This is a genomic window from Sphingomonas sorbitolis (assembly GCF_036663875.1).
Taxonomy (GTDB): domain Bacteria; phylum Pseudomonadota; class Alphaproteobacteria; order Sphingomonadales; family Sphingomonadaceae; genus Sphingomonas.
Genome location: NZ_JAXOJS010000005.1, coordinates 86,637 through 106,657 on the forward strand (window position 1 = coordinate 86,637; position 20,021 = coordinate 106,657).

Here is a 20,021-nt window from a genome sequence, read left to right on the forward strand (position 1 = left end):
TTAGCCGCGCGGCTTGCGCTGGCGCTGCTTGGCCTGCATCTGGACCTGCTGGTCGATGCCGTCGACACGACCGGTCAGCTGGTCGATGCGCTGGCCGTTCTGCTGCGACTGGCCGGCAGCCGCCTGAGCCTGGGCAAGTGCCTGGCCGGAAGTGCCCTCGACCGTGCGCAACTGCCCATCCAGGCCGTCGATGCGCGTGTTGACCACGGCGATCTGCTCGCGGACGAAGCCCTTCGTGGCGCAACCGCTAAGGCCGATACCGGCGATGAGGATCAGGGCGACCGTCGGGTATTTCGGGAGATTCGTACGCATAGACTTAACCTTTCCAAACATGGATGGCGTCAGTCAGCGGAGAGTCGATGGAATAACAATCGATATCCGGCGAGACGTTCGCTCCGTGCGGCGAGAGTTAGCCAGCGATGGAGCCTGCGACTGGATTTGAGGCGTAACGAGACTGCAGGTCGCTTTCTTGATCTGTAGCAAGGTTACGTTCAGATTAGCGGAACGAGCGGCGCATATCGCAATGGATACTTGCAATACTTGCACCACCCCCACTTGCACCACCCCGGCGAAGGCCGCGGCCAATTGGGAGACGTCGCCAACTTAAGGCCGCGCTCCATCACTCCAACCTTTCCAATTGGGCCCCGGCCTTCGCCAGGGTGGCGGAAAAGGGCGTAGCGCAATCCTCCCCCGCCAGGGGGAGGTGGCTGGCGCTTGCCAGACGGAGGGGGAGGTAAGGGCAACCTAGGTTCCGTGCCCTCCCCCTCCGTCACCTGCGGTGCCACCTCCCCCTGGCGGGGGAGGATCGTTGAGTTCGGTGCAAACGAAAAAGGGCGGCCCCGCAGGACCGCCCTTTCATACTCGGATACGATGCGAGGGCAGTTACGCCGGCACCTTGTCCTTGTTGTAGATCGCCGCGGCCGCGCGGAGGATGTCGAGGATCTTCTCCTGCGCCTTGGGCTCGTCGAGCTCTTCCATCGCGGCCAGTTCGCGCGCGAGCCGGCTGGTCGCGCCTTCGAAGATCTGGCGCTCGGAATAGCTCTGCTCGGGCTGGTCGTCGGCACGGAACAGGTCGCGGACCACTTCGGCGATCGACACGAGGTCGCCCGAGTTGATCTTGGCTTCATATTCCTGCGCACGGCGCGACCACATGGTGCGCTTGACCTTGGGCTTGCCCTTGAGCGTGTCCATCGCCTCGCGCATCGTCTTGTCCGACGACAGCTTGCGCATGCCGACGCTTTCGGCCTTGTTGGTCGGCACGCGGAGCGTCATGCGCTCCTTCTCGAACCGGAGGACGTAGAGTTCCAGTGTCATGCCGGCGATTTCCGAGCGCTGGAGCTCGATCACACGGCCGACCCCGTGCTTGGGATAAACGACGAAATCACCGACATCGAAGGACAGTGCCTTGGCAGCCATTTGGGGCCTTTCCGGATCAGGCCTCCACGCGACGCCTCGACGAAGGACTCGTCGCTGCTGCATCGGGGGAGGGATAGGTCTGTACGTCAAGCGGATGACGTAGATCATCGCGCCCGTCGCGGACCCATCTAGCAGCTTTGCAACAAAATTACCAGCCGAACGTGGCAGGCGGCTTGCCCTTTTCGGGATTCGCCGCCTCTTATCAGTCGCCTGCGCCGGGCTCGGGCGAGAAATACTTGTCGAACTTGCCCTCGACACCCTTCATCGCGTCGGCATCCGGCGGCGTCTGATTGTCGTTACGCGTGACGTTGGGCCATTGCGCCGAGAACGTCGTGTTCAGCTCAAGCCACTGCTCGAGGCCACTTTCCGTATCGGGCAGGATCGCCTCGGCGGGGCATTCGGGCTCGCACACGCCGCAGTCGATGCACTCGCTGGGGTTGATCACCAGCATGTTCTCGCCTTCGTAGAAGCAGTCGACCGGGCACACTTCCACGCAGTCCATGTACTTGCAGCGGATGCAGGCATCGGTGACGACGTAGGTCATTGCAGAACTCCTGGGCCGGATTCCTTTCCGGCGACGAACGCGCCAGCGACTATGCGCGCACGCCCGTCGCGTCAATCATAGCAAGCCTTCTGCGAGACGTTATCAGGCTTTGTCGTTCCGATCACGCCCTGCCCAACACCCCTCCGTCATCCTGACGAAAGTCAGGACCCAGGATACCAAGGGCAGCGTCTCGTGGCTCTGGGTCCTGACTTTCGTCAGGATGACGGAGGTCGCTGTGACGGCGTCGTTCGATTTAACGATCGCGGCTGTCGATACGGCTAGTTCACTCGGAAGCCGGATCGCGCACCGCACCGGCAGGCGTCTTCCCAGCAATCAAATCCTGATAGCACCCTTGCGCCTCAAGCGCCGGCCCCCGCCGCGCCGGCAAAACCTCGACCCGGATCACCCGAACCCGCTCCTCCACCGCAAACGTCAGCACATTCCCAACCCGCACCGGGCAATGCGCACGATCGATCGGCCTTCCATCGATGCGAAGATGCCCTTTCTCAGCAATCGTCTGCGCGGCACTCCGCGTTTTCGCCAGCCGCACGAACCACAGGAACCGATCGATCCGCATCGCGCCTTCAACCATGGCGGACCAGTGCGGCCAGCCCGGCAAACGCGTTCTGCCGCGACGGGTCGATCGGGGCAGGGACGACCGCACGAGCCGGCGGCCGCCCCCGCCAGACCCAGCGCGGCGTGTCCCCCGCCAGCGCCTTGAACCCGAGTTCGGCCATCAACCGCTCCAGCGACGCGGCATCGACGCCGATCGAGGTAGCCAGCGCAGGATCGGGCGCGAACGGCGTGCGACCCTGCCGCGAGTCGTGCGCAGCCCGCGCGATGCGCTCGATCAGGTCGATCCGGACCGCTTGAAGTCCGAGCGGGCGGAACCCTGCCTCGAGAACCGCCCCTTCGCTGCCACGCGCCAGCACCGTAGCGCCCTCGCGCGGGGCGGTGATTGTCACACCGCGGGCTGCTGCGAGGATGCGCCGCCAGCGCGCCGACTCGGGCTTGAGCAATCGTGCATCGAACAGATCAAGCGCACCGACCGTGATGCCAACCTTGCGCAAGCGCTTGCGCTCGTCGGGATCGATCGCGTCGAGCGCCAGCCGCATCGGCAGCCGCGGCAGGATCCCGCCGGCCGCCTCGATCGCACTGGCGACCGCGCGCAACGCCGGCGTCGCGTTGGGATCGCGGCTCACCTCAGCGAGATGGACCAGCACCGCGATCCGCCGTTTGAGCATCGCGCCGAGCCAGAGCGCCAGCCGCGCCTCGATCCGCTCCCGCGCTGCCTTGTCGAGACAGTCGAGCGACCGATCGAGGATCAGCTTCGGCCGAGCGAACGACGGCCCCGCCGCCAGCCGAGCCACCGCGTGCCCCGCCCAGATCACCTGCGCCGCATCATCGAGCGCGATATCGGCGTCCGGCGCATCGACCAGCGACTGCCCACGCCGCGAACGTTCCCCGGTAAGCCGCTTCTCCGCCGCCGCGAGCAACAGCCGCTTGTCGCTCGCCCGCGCATCCGCCGCCACCGTGAACCGGAACCCGTCGAGGCGACCGATCGGATGATCCTCGACCATCACCTCGCCTTCGGGACCGATCACCATCGGCAACGCGCCCGCATCCGCGCCGATCTGGCGCATCAACGCAGTCGTACGCTTGTCGACGAACCGCTGCGTCAGGCTGGCGTGCAGCGCATCCGACAACCGCTCCTCCAGCGCCGCCGTCCGCGCGGCCCAAAGCGTCGGCTCGGCCAGCCAGTCCGCCCGCTGTGCGATATACGCCCATATCCGCGTCGCCGCGATCCGCCCCGCGATCACCGGCACGTCGCCCGCCACCGTATCTAGCCGCGCGATCTCGTCCGCGAACCACTGGTGCGGGATATGCCCGCGCCCCTCACTCAGATGCCCGAACACCCGCGACACGAACCGCGCATGTGGATCGAGCCCGACTTTCCGAAAATCGGGCAAGCCACACGCCGCCCACAACCGCGCAACCATCGCCGGATGCCGCGCCCGCTCGCGTACCCAGCCCTCCTCGGCCAGCCGCTTCAACACCCCCAGGTCGAGCGCCTGAGGCGCGGCGCGCAAAACACCCGCGGGAGGCCTCGCCTCCAGGCTCGCCACCAGCGCGTCGATGCTGGAGAAATCAGGCTCACCCTGCCGCCAATACAGGTTCTCGAGCCGCGGAAACCGGTGCTCCTCGATCGCCAGCACTTCCTCGGGCAGGAACGCGCCGGGACCATCGTCGGACAGCGCGCCAAACGTGCCATCGCGCTGATGCCGCCCCGCACGACCCGCGATCTGCGCCATCTCCGCCACCGTCAGGCGACGCTGCCGCTTGCCATCGAACTTGTTGAGGCTCGCGAACGCGACATGCGCGACGTCCATGTTGAGCCCCATCCCGATCGCGTCGGTCGCGACCAGATAGTCGACCTCGCCCGCCTGGAACATCGCGACCTGCGCGTTGCGGGTCCGAGGGCTGAGCGCCCCCATCACGACGGCCGCACCGCCGCGCAGACGCCGCAGCATCTCGGCCACCGCGTAGACCTCTTCCGCCGAGAACGCGACGATCGCCGAGCGCTTGGGCAACCGGCTGATCTTCTTCGCGCCCGCATAGGTCAGCGTCGAGAAGCGCGGCCGGTTGACGATTTCTGCACCGGGCACGAGCTTCTTGATCATCGGCCGCAGCGACTCGGAGCCGAGGATCATCGTCTCCTCGCGCCCACGCGCGCGCATCAGGCGATCGGTAAAGACGTGACCGCGCTCGGGATCGGCGCCCAGTTGCGCCTCGTCCAGCCCGACGAATGCGACGTCGCGATCGGGCATCGACTCGGCGGTACACAGGAACCAGCGCGCATCGGGCGGCACGATCTTCTCTTCGCCGGTGACCAGCGCCACGCGGTTCGCGCCCTTGATCGCGACCACCCGGTCATAGACCTCGCGCGCCAGCAGTCGCAGCGGAAAGCCGATCATGCCGCTGGAATGCGCACACATCCGCTCGATCGCGAGGTGCGTCTTGCCCGTGTTGGTCGGGCCGAGGACCGCGGTCACGCCAGCGGAGACATCGTCGCTCATGGCCGACAACATCGGGGGTAAAGCGGGCGTGCGCAATGACCTGCGCGCAATTGCGTCACCGGACGCCCCGCAGAGTCAGTCGGGTCGAGGCTGGCGCGCGTTGACCATCCCAGCCGACCCGCTACGCCGGGACCATGGCAAAACCCGACCGCCTCGCCCGCCTCGACGCCCAGCGCGAGGATCTCGAAACCGACTATCGCGCGACCTTGATCGCGGCACTGGAAAAGACCGCCGCCGGCGCGCTCGGGTTGTTCAATCGCACGCCGGACCGCCGCGTCCGCGCCGCGATCGCGCCGACGATCGACGCGCTGACCGAGATGGGCGACGACATCGCCGCGATGCGCCAGCGGCTGATGCTCGAACCCTTCGCGCTCCACGCCGACTTCTTCGCCGCCCGCGGCCCTGTCAACGCCAGCGCGGTCGGCGAGCAGAAGGAAGCGCGGTTGTGGCTCGACCGCCTGACCGCCCCGTCACCCTGAAGCCCCACCCCGTCATCCTGAGCCACCAACCCCGTCATCCTGACACAAGTCAGGACCTAGGGTAACAATCTCTGCCGGTCGTGACTCTGGGTCCTGACGTTCGTCAGGATGACGGTTGGGGGACGAAGCTACCGCACCAACGAAGCGCCTACCCTTCGAACCGCCACCCGACATTGGTCCCCGCCAGGAACGGCACCACCGCCGTTTCCCCCGATCCGATCGACGCCGGCACCTCGGCATCGCCGCGCACCAACGTCACGGTCCCCTCGTTCAGCGGCAACCCATAGAACCGCGCGCCATGCTCGGACGCGAACCCCTCGAACTTGTCGAGCGCGCCCTCCTCGTCGAACACACGCGCGTAGGCCTCCAGCGCGAACGGCGCGTTGAAGATCCCCGCGCACCCGCACCCGGACTCCTTCGCGCCGACGACGTGCGGCGCGCTGTCGGTCCCGAGGAAGAACCGAGGCGACCCCGACACCGCCGCCGCGCGCACCGCGAGCCGATGCGTCTCGCGCTTCAGCACCGGCAGGCAGTAAGCGTGCGGCCTGAGCCCGCCGTCGAACAGCGCATTGCGGTTGATCAGCAGATGCTGCGGCGTGATCGTCGCGGCGATCGGATGATCCGCCTCGGCCACGAACGCCGCCGCCTCCGCGGTCGTGATATGCTCCAGCACGATCTTCAGCCCCGGATACTCACGCACCAGCGGCGCCAGCGTGCGCTCGACGAACACCGCCTCGCGGTCGAAGATATCGATCGACTTGTCGGTCACCTCGCCGTGGATCAGCAGCGGCATGCCGATCCGCTGCAACGTCTCGAGCACGCCCGTCAGCGCGCGGATATCGGTCACGCCGTGCGCCGAATTGGTGGTCGCGTGCGCAGGATACAGCTTGCACGCGGCGAACACGCCCTCGGCATAGCCGCGTTCGAGCTCGGCGGGATCGGTGCCATCGGTGAGATAGCACGTCATCAGCGGCGTGAAGTTCGCCCCCCCTCCTTCGCTACCATCCAACGCGGCCATGATCCGCTCGCGATAGGCCTTTGCGGCGTCGATCGAGGTCACCGGCGGCGTCAGGTTGGGCATGATGATCGCGCGCGCGAACTGCCGCGCGGTATGCCCCGCCACCGCCTCCAGCATCGCGCCATCGCGCAGATGAACATGCCAGTCGTCGGGGCGGCGGATCGTGAGGCGCTCGGTCATGACGCCCTCCTATCGGCGCACGCGCGGAGATGCCAGCCGCCCCCCGCGTCAAATCCAGCCGCGCTTGGAAATTGCCCTACGCGCACTAGGTGGTAAGGATGGACCAGCCCACCCCCACAACGATGTCCCCCACGATGCTGGCAGACCGCAGCGTGATCCGCGTCGCCGGCGAAGACGTTCGCGGCTTCCTGCAAGGGCTGGTCACCGCCGACACCGCGCTGCTCACGCCCGACACACCCGCCTGGGCCGCACTCCTGTCGCCGCAGGGGAAAGTGTTGTTCGACTTCATTCTCTGGGCCGACGGCGACGACGTGCTGATCGACGCGGAGGCCGCGCAAGCCGAGGCGCTGACCAAGCGCCTGACGCTCTACCGCCTGCGTCGCGCGATCACGCTCCAGCCCGACGACGCCAAGGTCCACTGGTCCCCGACCAGAAACCAGGGCGTCCCCGACCCGCGCCTCGCGGCACTCGGCCACCGCTGGCTCGCCCCCGCCGGCGACCCGGCAACCGGCTGGCACGAGCATCGTCTGTCACTCGGCGTCACCGAGGGCATCGCCGAACTCGGCAGCGGCGAGACGCTCTGGCTAGAATGCAACGCACGCGAGCTGAACGGCGTCAGCTTCACCAAGGGGTGTTACGTAGGCCAGGAGAACACCGCGCGGATGCACCACCGCTCCAAGGTCAACCGCCGCCTCGTCGTCGCGCCCTTCACCGAACCGAGCGCCCGCACACGGGTCACCTACCCCGACCTCGCCCTGATGGTCGAACACCGCCGCGTCGAGTCGCTCGGCGACGCGCTGACGCCACCCTGGCTAGCCGCAGCACTGGTAGAAACGCCCTAACAAGCCCCCCACGATCCTCCCCCGCCAGGGGGAGGTGGCACCGAAGGTGACGGAGGGGGAGGACACGAAACATGCGTGGCGCCAGCCTCCCCTCCGTCTGGCAAGGGCCAGCCACCTCCCCCTTGCGGGGGAGGATTACTGGCTCCGGCACTCAAGAGTTAGCGCGCGCCCAGGCGCCCGCATCCGCCACCTGCGCCGCATCGGGCGTCACCCCGGTATACAGCACGAACTGCTGCACCGCCTGCAACGTCGCGACATCCGCGCCGGTAATGCACCGCTTCCCCGCCGCCGCCGCCGCGCGCAGAAACGGCGTCTCGATCGGATACTGCACAACGTCGAACGCCACCTCGCAGGCCGCAATCATTGCCGCCGGAAACGCCAGCGCCTCGGCATCCGCTCCGGTCATCCCCAGCGGCGTGACGTTGATCAGCAACGCCACCTCCCCCTCGGCAACCGCCGCCCAGCGATACCCATAGAGATCCGCCAGCGCGCGCCCCGCCCGCTCGTTCCGCGCGACGATCGTCCCGTCGCGAAACCCGCTGTCGCTGAGCGCCGCCGCGACCGCCTTCGCCATCCCGCCCGAGCCCTGGACGACGAACGGCATCGCCCGATCCAGGTCCGCGACCAGATCCACCACCGCGCCATAATCGGTATTGTGTCCGGTCAGCACGCCATCGTCGTTGACGATCGTATTGACGCTATCGATCGCGCTCGCGGTCTGCGCCAGCCCATCGAGCAGCGGAATCACCGCCTCCTTGAACGGCATCGAGATCGCACACCCACGGATCCTCAGCGCCCGGATCCCGCCGATCGCCGCCTCGAGATCGGTGGTCGAGAACGACTTGTAGACGAAATCCAACCCGGTCAGCTCGTACAGCCGGTTATGAAACCGTGTCCCAAAGTTCCCCGGTCGCGCCGACAGCGACATGCACAGCCGCGTATCCCGGCCAATCAGCGGCTTCATCTGCATCTCCTCGGTAGGCTGGCTCCACTACAGCTACGAACCGCCACGGTGAAGCGTCGATAGAGGTGTTCACGCGAAGGCGCGAAGGCGCGGAGAGTAAGAAGCAGGTTTTGGGCAGCGTTTCCCGTCATCGCCCCGCCTCGGCGGAGCCGATCATCGAAAGCCGCATTCGCGGGTGCGCTCACCCGGAAAGAGCCATCTCCACTCTTATTCTCCGCGCCTCCGCGCCTCCGCGCGAACAAAATCGACGCCGACCCAAGCCGCCGTCCCCGCGACCGGTCCACACTCAAAACGCGACGCACAAAAGAAAAGGGAGGCCAGCTTGCGCTGACCTCCCCGATCTTCATTCCGCAACCGACCCGAGAGCCGGTTGGCGAAAGTCTTACTGGCCCGAACCCGGACCGTAGGTGACTTCCACGCGACGGTTCTGCACTTCGCGAACGCCATCGGCGGTCTCGACGCGCGGACGGCTCTCGCCGAATGCTTCCGTCGAGATGACGCTGTCCGGGATGGCATGCGAAGACAGATATGCCTTCACGCCATCTGCTCGACGCTGCGACAGACCGACGTTGTACGAAGCCGAACCCGACTTGTCCGCGTGACCCGCGAGCATGACCTGTGCGTTGCCGCACGACTGGTACTGCGTGATCGCGTTGTCGAGGATCGACGCTGCCTCTGGCGTGATGTCCGACTTGTCCCATTCGAAGAACACGATGAACGGACCAGGCGAGCAGACCACTTCGACCGGCGCCGGCGGCGGCGGAGGAGGCGGGGGAGGCGGCGGCGGCGGCGGCGGCGGCGGCGGCGGAGCAGCAGGCTCGCCGAAGTTGTACGTCACACCACCAAGGATGCTGTGCGAACGATAGCGACCGTCGAACACGCGGTTCGAAACGTCGACCAGCTTGACGTTCTCGGCGTTGAAGAAACGATACTTCAAGGTCGCGTCGATGTGGTCGGTCAGCGGTGCGCGGATACCGGCCAGGCCCTGATACGCGAACACAGTGTCCGAGTCGTTCAGGAAGTCGCCGTTGTTGTTGAGTGCATACTGCGCCTTGACGCGAGCAACACCAACACCACCGCCGATGAAGCCCTGGATGCCATCGTCCGGACCGAAGTCCAGAAGGCCGTTCAGCATGAAGCTGAGAGCCGACGACGAACCACCAGCATAATCATAGCTGTTTGCGCCTGCGTTGCCGCGGACGCCGGTCGGACCGAACACTGGCGTGGTTGTGGTCGACGAGTAGCCGTCCACGGTTGCCTTACGGTAGCCGACTTCGGTTTCGAGGCGGAAACCGCCAAAGTCGTAGCCCATTACGGCGTCGACATCGTAACCATAGTCATGATCGACCGAACCGGCATTGTTCAATGCGCCGATATCATAGTCGATGTCTTCAACGATCATCGCACCGCCTTCGACGCCAACGTACCACGACTTATCGCGGGCGAGGGCGGGAGTGGCGAGTGCGGTGGAGGCGAGTGCCAGAACGACGGCAAGCTTCCGCATACTAATCCCCTTTCATGAGTGTCACACGGACATCGCAAACTCCCTATCCTCGGGCTTGTTTCCACGCAAGTTCACAAAAGTTAGAGGTGTTGCCGGAACGACACAGTTTTTGGGGTGTTTCAGGCCCCAATCAACCCGTGGCCGCGTAAACAGCCCAATATGGCGATAATTGCCGCCCGCGCCTGACTGTCGACGACGGTGCCGCCAGCCGGATCGGGAATCGCCGCCCGACGCGCGCCGACCACGTCGACTCCACCGATCGAGACGCGCGACCCTGTCAGCACCCCGATCGTCCAGGCCCCGCCGCCGAACCGCGCATATTGGCCGTCGGCGATGCTCCACACCGTCATCCCCTCGCGCGCTACGACGAACCGCCACCCGCCGCTCGTCCACCCCGCGATCGCCCGCGCCTGCCCGGCCCAGCCACCGGTCGGCGCGGCACCTACAATCCACGCGCTGCCCGCCACCGGCGCGACCGGCGGCGCATTGGTTCCCACCGCCAGCACGCTCGCCTGCACCGCCAGGTCGAGCAGCGCGAGCGCCTCGTTATGCGTCGTTTCCTTCTGCGCCTGTCCGGGCTGCAACAGCGGCAGTGCCAGCCGCGATGTGATGTCGTCGCTCATCATTCGTTCCCCCGTTCGATTTTCAGGCCCGTTCGGTTTTTCAGGCCCATTCGATTTCAAGGCCCGTTCGATTTTCAGGCCGGTACGATCAGGTCCACCGCCAGCGACTCGCCGAAGATGCCGCGCTGCCGGACGGCCACGCTGGCAGAGGCGGCACGCTCGGCCGCAGTGACCGCCACGAACGGCGCTGGGACGTCGACCTCGCGCGAGGTTCCGCCAGCAGTGACGGTCACCCGGTACGCCTCGACCTCCTCGGACAGCGGCGCATCGACGCCATCGATCCAGCGCCACCCCGCCCTGCTGCGCCGAGTCCACTTCACCGTCGCGCTTCCGTCCGCTTCGGCAAAGCAGCGCAGATGCACCGGCGATGGCGGCACCACCGACGCACCCCGCATCACGCACCGCGTCTCGACCGGGGTGGCGTCGCCCACCCCCGACGCCATCACGCGCACCTCGCGTCCGAGCACCGACAGCGGCAGGTCGAACGTCCGCGCCGCCTCCGCCTGAAGCAGCACGAACCGGTCGCCGACCATCTGCGCGCCGGCCGCCGCCTCGCTCCCCCGCCGCCCGCGCAGCAAGTTATTCAGCCGCCACCGCGCGCCGCCCAGCGGTTCCGCCCGCCCGAACTGGACGAGTTCGTCGCCAATCAGCGCCAGATTGACCCCACGATCGAGCGCCGCCGCATCCGCATCCCCGAGTTCCATGTCCGCATTCGCCAGCACGACCTCGAACGCCCCCCGACGATCCACCAAAGTCGCTGGCGCCCCCGACGCCACCACCGCGATAGTCCCCAGCACCGCAGGCGCAGCCGTCGCTCCGGCCGCCACCCAACTCACCCCATCATCGACGCTGTAGAGCAGAGCCGCCTGCCGCCACGCCGCGCCCGTCCCTGCCGCCACCACGGTCATCCGCGGCGCGGTCAACGGCGTGTCCTCCAATCCAGGGACCTCGAACGCGCGCAGGATCGTCGTTCCGACCACCGCATCGACCGCCCCCGATACCCGCCCGCTCGTCGCGCTAGCCGGCAGCGACGCCGCCACCAACGGCACCAGCCCCAGCGTCGTCACCATTCCCTCGATGCTCACATCGGCCACCCGCCAGACGCCGCCCTCGCCCGCAATCGTCACGCAAGCGCCCGGCGCGATCGCCATCGCCCCGAACCCGGCCGCCACGGTCCTACGCACCCGCCCGGCCTCGGCCCGCGCGAGCATCGCCTCCGCCACCGTCTTCGCTGCCCCCGCCTCGAGCACCGCCGGCACATCGGTCCGCTCATCGCGAACCCCAGCCCCCGGTCGCCGCGCGCGCTGCAGAACCGCGCGCAAAAGCCCCGCCTCCATCCGCAACGCAGCCCGCTCCGCCCCAGCGCCGAGAACACCCTCCAACTCCCCCCGCATTGCCTCCACATCACGCGAGAATCCGGCCGTATCCGCCCGCACCCGCCACCCCTCATCAAGATCAGGCGCCAGAGCCTCCAACCCCTCCTCCGCCGCCGCCAGCAGAGCCCGCACCCGAACCGGCCGCTCCCCCCCATCGAACAGCGTCAGCAAAACGCGCCCCTCCCGCCCAACCCAGGTCTTCGTGCTCCAATCCGACAGCACCGGCTCGTCGACCACCGCATAAGGCAGCCCACCCCGCACCGGCGGCGCATCGAACACGCTGACATCCAGCACCGCGTTCAGCCGAGCGACGACAGCCGCCTGCAAAACCACCCGCCCACTCACGCCAAAGCTCCGGGATGCACCTCAAGGCCAAGCCGCATCCGCCGATAAGGCCGCCACAAAGCCGCCACCGCCGCCGGCGGCGCCACATCGCTCTCCCGGTGATCGAACAGGTGCGCGACCAGCATCGCCACCCCCTGCGCGATCGGGGCGGGCACCGCCTCGAAACTCAGCGCGAGCCCAGCCGAATACGCGACCGCAACCCGTCCGGCAGACCCCGCGGCCAGGACACGCACCCACCCCACCCCATCCGCATCGATATCGACCGCATACGCCCCGACCGCCAACACGAACGGCGCGCCGTCAGCGGGCAACCCGGTAAACCCGGCAATCGCGCTCACCGGCGCAACCACCAGTCGCCGCCACCCCGCCGCACTGGTCACCACATCCTCGAACGGCCGCCCGATTACCGCCGCCCCCAGGAAAGCCTCCGCCAGCAGCAAAGCCGTCTGCGCCAACCGCGCCAGCACAACGTCCTCCCCGCTCTCCACCCGCAACAAAGCCCTAGCCGCGACGACCACCTCAGCGATCACCCCGGCAGAAATCGCCGACCCCGTCATAAGATGTCTCCAAAACTTCCCTCGCCCCTCCGGGGAGAGGGAGGGGCCCGCATGCCCTTGCACGTGGGAGGGAGAGGGGTTTGGGACGAGCACCCCTCGTCCCAAACCCCTCCCGCCGAAACTCAAGCCACCGAGAACTTCATCAGCTTGATCGCCTCGGAATTCGTCACGCACCCACCGACCCGCTTGGTCGCGTAGAAGTTCACGAACGGCTTGTTCGAATACGGATCGCGCAGGATCCCGGTCTCGGTCCGCTCCGCGATGATATACCCCGCGCGGAAATTCCCGAACGCGATCGCCAGCGTATTCACCGCGATATCGGGCATGTCCTCGGCCTCGACCACCGGATAGCCGAGCAACGTCGCCGGCACCCCCGCCGCCAGCGACGGTGCCCAGACGAACGCCCCATCGCTCGTCTTGAACTTCCGGATCCGCGCCAACGTGGCGGCATTCATGACGAAGCTCGCCCCCTGCCGATACGGCCCGCGCAGAGACTGAACCAGATCGATCAACCGCTCCTGCGGACTCGCCGAAAAGTCCCCAGCCGTACCGCTAGCCAGATACTGCAAAGTCCCGAAGGCTCGGGCTTCGGCGGAGGAGGGTTTGCCGCGTGGTTGAAGTGATCCCTCGATACGCCGTCTCGACAGGCTCGACAGCTACTCGGGACGAACGGGGAGGGGGCGAGGTGGCGTTCGTTGGGTACGCGGCGGTGTTCGATGTGGTGGATCGGGCTGGGGATGTGATGCGGCGGGGGGCTTTTGCCGGGGCTGGGGTGGTGCCTTTGTTGTTGCAGCATCGGGGTGTGGCGGTTGGGTCCTTGTCCGTGGTTGCGGAGGATGCGCGGGGGTTGCGCGTCGAGGGGGTGGTTACGGACCCGGAGCTGGCTCGGCTGGTGCGGGCCGGGGCAGTGGCTGGGTTGTCGGTTGGGTATCGGGCGACGTCCGTGCGGCAGGGGGTGCGGCGGGAGTTGATGTCGGTCGACTTGGTCGAGGTTAGTCTGGTGGCGGTCCCTATGCAGGCTTTGGCTCGGGTTGAGGTGGTGGACATCGTGGCGTGAGCGTTTTCCTGCGGACGCAGGAATCCAGGGTCGAGTGGTGAGACGCGTGTGACCCCTGGGCTCCTGCGTTCGCAGGAGAACGGTGATTGGCGCGGGTGTTCCGAGCCTCACTCCCCTCTCCCTCCCACGCGCAAGGGCGCGCGGGCCCCTCCCTCTCCCCGGAGGGGCGAGGGTTTTCAGAGAGTTTCATTGGGCGTCCTGCGGGGCGCCTTTTTTCGTTTCATGCGAGGAGATGGATATGAGTGTTGTTGACCGGCCGGTTTTGGAGGGGGCGGCGCCTCTTGGGGTGAGTGCGGCGTTTGCGGGGTTCGTGCGGACCGGCGCGACGCTGGAGATGAAGGCGTTTACCGGGGTGACGGGGGACTCTGGCGGGTTTGCGGTGCCGCGCGAGATCGATGCGCAGATCGATACGTTGCTGAAGGCGGTGTCGCCGATCCGGTCGATCGCCAATGTCGTCAAGGTGGGGTCCGCCGGGTACCGGAAGCTGGTGACGACCGGCGGTACGCCGTCCGGGTGGGCGGCGGAGAATGCCGCGAGACCCGAGACGGCTTCGCCGGTGTTCGTCGAGATCGCGCCGCCTACCGGGGAGCTGTATGCCAATCCTTCGGCTAGCCAGGCGATGCTCGACGATGCGGCTTTCGATGTCGAGGAGTGGCTCGCGGGCGAGATCGCGATGGAGTTCGCGAAGGCCGAGGGGGCGGCGTTCGTGTCCGGGTCGGGGGTTTCGCGGCCGAAGGGGTTTCTGACGTCTGCTACCGCGGCGACTGCCGATGGCGTGCGAGCTTTGCGCCCTCGCCCGCCAGCGGTCCCAGCAACCCGGTCCGCATTCCGCGCCAGCAACCGCAGCGCCAGATCGACGCTCGTTATTGCCGGCTTGATCCCCGGCGTACCGCCCAGCGATCCCACGATCACTCCATCGCCAACACCCGCATGTGCTGCCCCCCCGGCTCCGCGCCCGGCACCGGGAACAACCGCATTCCCGCCACCGTCCGCCGCCAGAGCCGCCGCGTCCGCCCGCCGCCGCTCCGCGCCGAAGCCCTCGGTCTTCGCCTCGCCGCACGTCGCCGCGCGCACCTGTTCGATCCCCGCCTCGATCGCGGGCGCCGGGTCGATCCCCTCCAGCGCCAGTGCCATCAGCGCCTGTTCAAGCCGACCATAACCCTCCGCCAGCGCCTCCCGCCACTGCGCCGCAAACACCGGGTCGCGCCGCCGCAGATAATAGGCGCCACAATCGGTCATCCCCATCGCCGCCGCCGAAGCCCGCACGTTGCACGTCGCGCTCAGCATCGCGAAAAACCCCTCGCGCCGCGCCTTGGTCCACCCATCCTTGCGCACCGCGGCGCACTGCACGATCCGATTATCCGCCGCCACCAACCGCACCATCCCCGCTCTCCCAGCAATAGGACCCACCAGAACGCGAAAAGGCCGGCGACACCCGAGGCTCCCACCCCGCCCGTCCCGGCCTCTCTCCACCGAGCCACCAGCCCGACCCGCAATTCTTCAGCGTTCCTGTTATGTACCAAACGAGCGTGACGATGTCAAGCTATTTAACCGATCTGGTTCGCTCTAGCGCAGCCTACACCAAGCAGCGAGGATGTTTCCCCGCGAAGGCGGGGACCCAGCCTAGGCTCCCGCCTTCGCGGGAGAACAAGGAGGTGAAGTTCAACGCTCGTTTCAGTCAGCCCAGGTCCTACGTCGCGCAGATACCTGCGGGCCCTGCTGCCGAAATCGCAACTATACCCTGCCGATAGCGCCTTCAGGCGGCAACCGACGCCCGTGGTTTTACTTCCAGTTGGAGGCCGAGCGCGTCGAGTACCCTCACAACGGTATCGAGTGTCGGGTTCCCCTCCTCGCTCAGCGCCTTGTGAAGCGCCTGTCGGCTTAGCCCGGTATCGGCAGCGATCGCGGTCATGCCGCGCGCGCGCGCCACAATACCCAGCGCGGCGGCGATATACCCGACATCGCCGCTTGCCAGTGCATCGGTGATGACATCGGCTTGCGATGCATCATCGGGGAAGTACTTTGCTGCATCGAGCGGCTTGGTCTTTATGGCCATGATCGCTGTCCTCCTGGACTGGTCCGTATTAGCTTGCCGGCGTCATTCCAGATCGCCGGCCATCTCCTTTGCTCGAGCGATGTCCCGCCTCTGGCTGGACTTGTCGCCTCCGGTCAGCAGCACGATGATCGTCCGTCCGCGGGTCACGAAATAGATTCGGTAGCCGGCGCCGACATCGACCTTCAATTCGCTGACCCCGCTCCCGACCGCCTCGACATTGCCGAACAAACCACCCGACAGCTTCACGATGTTCCGACGGATTGCAGTTACCGCAAGGCTGTCGCGCAACCCGTCGAACCAGTCGTCGAAATCATCGGTCGTAGCGATTTCGTACTGCATGCGTCGCTCATAAGCGACATCGGTTGCGCGTCAACTAAAAGCGACAATGCAAACGCACGCCGATCCGCAAATCAACCAGAGCATCGACGGTCTCGTTTCAAGCACCGCCCTGTTCTCCGACGACATCAGCGACACATCCAACGACCCGACGCCGATCGCGACGTCACCCTCCTGTTTCCCCGCGAAGGCGGGACCCGGCCTGGGCTCCCGCCTTCGCGGGAGAACAAGGAAATGCAGACTATAATCTCACTCGAATCTCACTCGCGGACCTGGTCCGGCAAATTTCCGGTCGGTCACAACGCGCGAAATTGCTCGCCTCGCTGCTGGAGCTCGAACACCCCCGGCCGTACGTCGCGTGCCAAACCGACCATCCGGTCCCAAACGCTCAAGATACGCGCGGCCTTCTTCGGCAACGGCAACTCCATCACTGCCGCACGTGGAAAGAAGCCGACCAGACGGGAGCGGAAGAACAACTCCCGCTGGGGACGCTGTCGCGCAATATTGAGGTCGCCGGACAGCACGACCCAATCTCCCTCGACACCGAGATCGGGTATCCATTCTTGGTCGAGGAGGTGCGTATCGCCGTATTTATCCCGGTGACAGATGACCTCGTGATCACCCTCGAACAACGCCGCCAATCCCCGCGCGAGCCGCGGTGGAAGATTGTTGTCGATGAAAAGCTTCAAGCCGCCTTACGCAACTGAAGATCGCTCTCGAACTTCAGCGCGTCGCGGATCGCGCGAACGGGTAGATCGTACAGCTTGGCAACCCGCTCCACCGATCCCTCGGCCTTCAACTCCTGCACAACGCGAGCCGTCAGCAGCCCGGATGCCGCCACGATCGGCTGCCCGAAGGAACGCTCGGGATCGGCGACGATCGTGCGCTTCCCCGGAACCAACCACCACCTCTCGGCAGCATCGGAACCGAAATCCAGTCCCGATAATGACGGCATGACGACGTCGCGGAACACACGCTGCCTTGCCTTGAGGTCGTACATTGCGGGATCTTGAACCCCGTCCGTAATATCGAGAAACAGCCTGCGCCCATCGGTCTTGAACGCCAGCGTCGAGAAGGGCCGTTCGTCGCCGAGCAGATCGCGCGCTGCGATGATGCAGGCGCGAATGGTCGGCAAACCAAAATGGGCCTTGGTCAGTGCGGCAACGATCCGCGCTTCGACCAGGTCGCGAAAACCGAGCAGCTGGCCATCCGCCTCGACGTCGTACTGTGGCTGCCAGAGTGCCGGTTGCATGCCCCCTCCGCCGTCATGGCCGCCATCATAGTCATAGCCGTACAGCCAGCGCCGGAGCCGCGACGCTGTCATTCCGATCAGGCGTGCAGCTTCGGGGATCGTGTACGCCCCGATTCCATAGTGTGCCGCTGTCATTTCAATTCGCCCGTCGATCGCCGCGCATTCGTCCCCGTGACATGCAAATGCTCATACATCGCGGAGGTCCGCAATGGATTATCGCAAGACAGTCCCCGGCGCAGGGGATTCCCTCCAGAAGACGAAAACACGCGACGATGGCGGTGTGAGGAGCCCCCTCACCGAGTAGGCACAGGCTCCGCGCCCGAATAATCATAAAACCCGCGCTTCGTCTTCCGCCCGAACCACCCAGCCTCGACATACTTCACCAGCACCGGCGCCGGCCGGAACTTCGGATCGCCCGTCCCCTCGAACAGCACGCGCGTGATCTCCAGGCACGTGTCCAGCCCGATGAAATCCGCCAGCGTCAGCGGCCCCATCGGATGGTTCAGCCCGAGCTCGCACGCGAGATCGATGTCGCGCACGCTCGCCACGCCCTCGCCCAGCGCGAAGCACGCCTCGTTGATCATCGGCATCAGCACGCGGTTGACGATGAAGCCCGGCGCGTCGTTGGCATGCACCACCTGCTTGCCGAGTTTCTCCGCAAACGCCTCCACCGCCGCCACCGTCGCGTCCGAGGTCGCGAGGCCGCGGATCAGCTCGATCGGCCGCATCACCGGCACCGGGTTGAAGAAATGCACGCCCATGAACCGCGCCGCATCGGGCGCCGCCTGAGCGAGGCGCGTGATCGGGATCGACGACGTGTTCGACGCCAGGATCGCGTCCGGCCCCAGCACCTTGCCGACCTCGGCGAAGATCTGACGCTTCACCGCCTCACGCTCGGTCGCCGCCTCGACCACGATCGCACAGTCGCCCATGTCCGCGACACTCGCGACCGGCTCGATCAGCGCGAGCGCCGCATCACGCGCCTCGCCCGCGATCTTCTCCTTCTCGACCAGCCGGCCGAGCGCCTTCGCGATCCCCGCCTTGCCCTTGGTCGCCGCCTCCAGCGACACGTCGGCCAGCAGCACGCGGTACCCCGCCTGCGCCGAAACCTGCGCGATCCCCGCGCCCATCTGCCCTGCACCAATCACACCGATCGTCTGCACATCACTCTCCTGATTTGTTGCCCCCTCCCTAGCCGCTTTTCCCCGCGCTGCCAGCGCGCTAGGCTGCAAGTATGCTGTGCAAACCGATCTTTTCCGCCCTCACGCCCCTCCTGGCCCCCCTCGTCATGCTGCCGCTGATGACGGCCTGTTCGCCGAGCCAGCCCACGCCGCAGCCCAAGGCCGACTCCGCGCCCGAGGCCAAGACCAAGCCCGCTCCCGCAGCCCCGACGGCACCACAGCCGACCGACACGCACGCGCCGCCCAAGCCCGGCGCCACGAAGACCTTCACCGACTGGACCGTAGGCTGCGACAACGCCCTGCGTTGCACGCTCGGCTCGCTCCTCCCCGACGCGAGCATCGGCCAGGACAATCTCACGCTCAACCTCACCCGAGAGCCCGGCCCGGTCGCGAACGGCGGCGGCAAGATGTCGCTGGCGATCGAAACCCGCAACGACCAGGCCGCCACCAAGCGCCCGCCCGCCAGCTTCGTGGTCGACGGCAAGCCCATAGCCCTGCGCGACGCCGCCGCGCTCGCCGCCGCGATCGCCAACGCCCAGTCGCTGAAAATCCTCGACGCCAACGGCGCCACGCTCGCCACGCTCTCGCTGAAAGGCGCCGCCGCCGCGCTCCGCTACATCGACGCGCAACAAGGCCGGGCGGGCACCGTCGACGCCATCGTCGCCAGAGGCCCCGCCGCCTCGCGCGCGCCGACGCCAGCCCTCCCCGTCATCGCCGCGAACGCGCCCTCGGGCGCCGCCGCCAAGCTCACCGCCGCGCAGATCGCAACGATGCGCAAACGCGGGTCGTGCGATATCGGCAACTTCCCCGATGGCGCCGACCCGACCCAGTTCGCCCCCGAAGTTCACGCGTTAGGCGGCGGCAAGTCGCTCGCAATCCTCCCCTGCTCGACCGGCGCGTACAATCTGATCGGCGCGCTTTTCATCATCGACGGCACCACGATCGCGCCAGCCCAGACCGACGCCCCCTCCGGCTTCGAGGAAACCGGCGCCGACTCCGCGACGCCGGTAAAGAGCGTCGTCAACGGCAGTTTCGAGAACGGCGTCCTGACCAGCTACGCCAAGGGCCGCGGCCTGGGCGACTGCGGCGTCCACCAGAGCTTCGTCTGGGACGGCACCCGCTTCCGCCTGTCCGAGCAATCCGAAATGGGCGAATGCCGCGGCAACATCGACTACATCACGACCTGGCGCGCGACGGTGGTGCGCTAACCCTCT

At 66.8% G+C, this 20,021-nt stretch carries 20 protein-coding genes and 2 pseudogenes; 5 read left to right on the forward strand and 17 right to left on the reverse strand.

What is annotated here, in order from left to right; all coding sequences use genetic code 11:
* The 5 genes from U1763_RS15290 to U1763_RS15310 all read right to left on the reverse strand — a co-directional run bounded on the left by U1763_RS15290 (position 1) and on the right by U1763_RS15310 (position 5,037).
* Entirely contained in the window at positions 1-312 is a 312-nt protein-coding gene (locus tag U1763_RS15290; protein WP_132735164.1) for a hypothetical protein, read from the reverse strand.
* Between the two features lie 570 nt (positions 313-882).
* A complete protein-coding gene (locus tag U1763_RS15295) occupies positions 883-1,416 on the reverse strand; it encodes a CarD family transcriptional regulator (RefSeq protein ID WP_056053923.1) in 534 nt (177 codons plus the stop codon).
* Between the two features lie 202 nt (positions 1,417-1,618).
* Complete coding sequence (gene fdxA / locus U1763_RS15300; RefSeq protein ID WP_031393648.1) at positions 1,619-1,960, reverse strand: ferredoxin FdxA; 342 nt, start codon at positions 1,958-1,960, stop codon at positions 1,619-1,621.
* A gap of 283 nt (positions 1,961-2,243) precedes the next feature.
* Entirely contained in the window at positions 2,244-2,537 is a 294-nt protein-coding gene (locus U1763_RS15305) for an RNA-binding S4 domain-containing protein (protein WP_332755880.1), read from the reverse strand.
* 7 nt (positions 2,538-2,544) lie between these two features.
* Positions 2,545-5,037, reverse strand: coding sequence for a helicase-related protein (locus tag U1763_RS15310; RefSeq protein WP_332755881.1), 2,493 nt, complete (start codon positions 5,035-5,037; stop codon positions 2,545-2,547).
* A gap of 134 nt (positions 5,038-5,171) precedes the next feature.
* On the opposite strand from U1763_RS15310, the gene U1763_RS15315 reads away from it, so the two are divergent.
* Positions 5,172-5,516, forward strand: coding sequence for a hypothetical protein (locus tag U1763_RS15315; protein ID WP_332755882.1), 345 nt, complete (start codon positions 5,172-5,174; stop codon positions 5,514-5,516).
* Positions 5,517-5,664: 148 nt separating this feature from the next.
* Here the strand turns inward: U1763_RS15315 and pyrC are convergent, their stop codons facing one another.
* Complete coding sequence (pyrC, locus tag U1763_RS15320) at positions 5,665-6,714, reverse strand: dihydroorotase (RefSeq protein WP_332755883.1); 1,050 nt, start codon at positions 6,712-6,714, stop codon at positions 5,665-5,667.
* A 134-nt stretch (positions 6,715-6,848) separates the two neighbouring features.
* Here pyrC and ygfZ point away from each other — a divergent pair, with 134 nt between their 5' ends.
* Positions 6,849-7,556, forward strand: a complete 708-nt coding sequence (gene ygfZ, locus U1763_RS15325; RefSeq protein WP_332755884.1) for a CAF17-like 4Fe-4S cluster assembly/insertion protein YgfZ — start codon at positions 6,849-6,851, stop codon at positions 7,554-7,556.
* A 151-nt stretch (positions 7,557-7,707) separates the two neighbouring features.
* On the opposite strand, the gene U1763_RS15330 is transcribed toward ygfZ, so the two are convergent.
* From U1763_RS15330 to U1763_RS15355, 6 genes and pseudogenes are all read right to left on the reverse strand, one after another.
* Entirely contained in the window at positions 7,708-8,526 is an 819-nt protein-coding gene (locus tag U1763_RS15330; RefSeq protein WP_332755885.1) for a shikimate 5-dehydrogenase, read from the reverse strand.
* Between the two features lie 376 nt (positions 8,527-8,902).
* Complete coding sequence (locus U1763_RS15335; RefSeq protein WP_132735150.1) at positions 8,903-10,024, reverse strand: OmpA family protein; 1,122 nt, start codon at positions 10,022-10,024, stop codon at positions 8,903-8,905.
* 119 nt (positions 10,025-10,143) lie between these two features.
* Positions 10,144-10,647 carry a DUF2793 domain-containing protein gene (locus U1763_RS15340; RefSeq protein ID WP_332755886.1) on the reverse strand — a complete coding sequence of 168 codons (504 nt, stop codon included), beginning with the start codon at positions 10,645-10,647 and terminating at the stop codon, positions 10,144-10,146.
* 74 nt (positions 10,648-10,721) lie between these two features.
* Positions 10,722-12,368 (reverse strand): tail completion protein gp17, encoded by a 1,647-nt coding sequence (gene gp17 / locus U1763_RS15345; RefSeq protein WP_332755887.1) that lies wholly within the window; start codon positions 12,366-12,368, stop codon positions 10,722-10,724.
* A complete protein-coding gene (locus tag U1763_RS15350) occupies positions 12,365-12,925 on the reverse strand; it encodes a head-tail connector protein (protein ID WP_332755888.1) in 561 nt (186 codons plus the stop codon). The genes gp17 and U1763_RS15350 overlap by 4 nt, the downstream gene beginning before the upstream one ends.
* A 122-nt stretch (positions 12,926-13,047) precedes the next feature.
* A pseudogene (locus U1763_RS15355) lies at positions 13,048-13,551 on the reverse strand (phage major capsid protein); the annotation flags it as partial.
* On the opposite strand from U1763_RS15355, the gene U1763_RS15360 reads away from it, so the two are divergent.
* A complete protein-coding gene (locus tag U1763_RS15360; protein WP_443026936.1) occupies positions 13,545-13,982 on the forward strand; it encodes an HK97 family phage prohead protease in 438 nt (145 codons plus the stop codon). The pseudogene U1763_RS15355 and the gene U1763_RS15360 sit on opposite strands and share 7 nt — an antisense overlap.
* Positions 13,983-14,220: 238 nt before the next feature.
* A pseudogene (locus tag U1763_RS15365) lies at positions 14,221-14,766 on the forward strand (phage major capsid protein); the annotation flags it as partial.
* A gap of 972 nt (positions 14,767-15,738) precedes the next feature.
* Here U1763_RS15365 and U1763_RS15370 read toward each other — a convergent pair.
* The 5 genes from U1763_RS15370 to U1763_RS15390 form a co-directional block, all read right to left on the reverse strand.
* Positions 15,739-16,038, reverse strand: coding sequence for an addiction module antidote protein (locus tag U1763_RS15370; protein WP_332755889.1), 300 nt, complete (start codon positions 16,036-16,038; stop codon positions 15,739-15,741).
* Between the two features lie 42 nt (positions 16,039-16,080).
* Positions 16,081-16,377 (reverse strand): type II toxin-antitoxin system RelE/ParE family toxin, encoded by a 297-nt coding sequence (locus U1763_RS15375; protein WP_332755890.1) that lies wholly within the window; start codon positions 16,375-16,377, stop codon positions 16,081-16,083.
* Between the two features lie 293 nt (positions 16,378-16,670).
* Complete coding sequence (locus tag U1763_RS15380) at positions 16,671-17,063, reverse strand: PIN-like domain-containing protein (RefSeq protein ID WP_332755891.1); 393 nt, start codon at positions 17,061-17,063, stop codon at positions 16,671-16,673.
* Positions 17,060-17,761, reverse strand: a complete 702-nt coding sequence (locus U1763_RS15385; protein WP_332755892.1) for a DUF433 domain-containing protein — start codon at positions 17,759-17,761, stop codon at positions 17,060-17,062. Before U1763_RS15385 ends, U1763_RS15380 begins: the two co-directional genes overlap by 4 nt.
* 158 nt (positions 17,762-17,919) lie before the next feature.
* Entirely contained in the window at positions 17,920-18,789 is an 870-nt protein-coding gene (locus tag U1763_RS15390) for a 3-hydroxyacyl-CoA dehydrogenase NAD-binding domain-containing protein (protein ID WP_332755893.1), read from the reverse strand.
* A 125-nt stretch (positions 18,790-18,914) separates the two neighbouring features.
* Here U1763_RS15390 and U1763_RS15395 point away from each other — a divergent pair, with 125 nt between their 5' ends.
* Complete coding sequence (locus tag U1763_RS15395) at positions 18,915-20,015, forward strand: DUF1176 domain-containing protein (RefSeq protein ID WP_332755894.1); 1,101 nt, start codon at positions 18,915-18,917, stop codon at positions 20,013-20,015.
* Positions 20,016-20,021 lie beyond the last annotated feature (6 nt).